The sequence below is a fragment of the Flavobacterium psychrotolerans genome, assembly GCF_003097635.1.
Taxonomy (GTDB): Bacteria; Bacteroidota; Bacteroidia; order Flavobacteriales; family Flavobacteriaceae; genus Flavobacterium; species Flavobacterium psychrotolerans.
The window spans coordinates 1-1,140 of record NZ_QCZI01000051.1; the positions used below are offsets into that span (position 1 = coordinate 1).

Genomic DNA, 1,140 nt, shown 5'->3' on the forward strand with positions numbered 1-1,140 from the left:
AGTACAACGTCGGTACTGCCTGATTCATGTGTTTGGATGCCGAGTTCCACCAAGGCCCTCGCCCGTTTACACTCGACTTCCACGCCCGCTCAGGCCTAAGCCCAAGCAAGATGAGTCGTCGTTCGCGGGTCTTCGGGGTTTTCCACTGTCGCCAGAGCAGGCAACGTAGTTTTCGACGCAGCCACCAATCGAGTTCCTCCAGCATCCGCATGTTCGCGGTAAGCCGAAAGTAGTTTGCCCAACCCCGCAACACGGGATTTAGCATCTCTATAGTGTGAGACAAGGACCGTCCTCGCCCCTTGCGCAGCAACTCACGAACTCGATCCATCAGTCTTCGCAGGCTTTCGGGGGCAGGTCGCACCCGTGTCTCTTGGCGATAGATCGTAATCGCGTAGCCCAGAAACTTTCGCTTCCAAGGCCGTGCTACTGCGCTTTTCTGCTCGTTGATACGTAGCTTCAGATGACCCTCCAGGAAGGCTCTGATGTTCGCCATCGCCCGTTGCCCTGCGCCTTCACTGCCGATGTAGATATTGCAGTCGTCAGCATATCGGCAGAACTTCAACTGCCGCCTTTCCAGCTCTCGATCAAGATCGGTCAGCAGGATATTCGACAGTAATGGGGACAGCGGCCCACCCTGAGGCGTACCCTCGCTGCGGGGTTGAATCACGCCATTAGCCATCATCCCCGCCTCTAAGAAGCGCCGGATCAGCTTGAGTACGCGACCATCCCTCACTCGATAGGCGAGTCGAGCCATCAACACGTCGTGGTTGACCCGGTCGAAGAATTTCTCCAGGTCGATGTCCACTACCCAGTGCTTTCCTTCGGCCACATACTCTTTCGCCTTGACGACCGCATCGAGCGCACTTCTCTGCGGACGAAAGCCGTAGCTGCCATCGGAGAAGGTTGGCTCGAAGATCGGTTGCAGTACTTGATGGAGCGCCTGCTGGATAAGCCGATCCACCACCGTGGGTACGCCGAGTGTTCTAACCCCGCCATTAGGCTTGGGAATGTCCACTCGGCGCACCGCCCGTGGCAGGTACCGATCCTCCAGCAGTGCCGCCTTCACACTTGGCCAGTGCACCAACAGCCAGTCCTTCAGTTCCTCAACCGTCAAGCGATCAACGCCTGGCGCGCCTCGGT

At 57.8% G+C, this 1,140-nt stretch carries 1 protein-coding gene; it reads right to left on the bottom strand.

Features of this window, described 5'->3' with window-relative positions; genetic code table 11:
• Positions 1-1,140: group II intron reverse transcriptase/maturase (gene ltrA, locus DB895_RS14145; RefSeq protein ID WP_116725994.1), on the bottom strand; the 1,140-nt coding region annotated here is incomplete at both ends.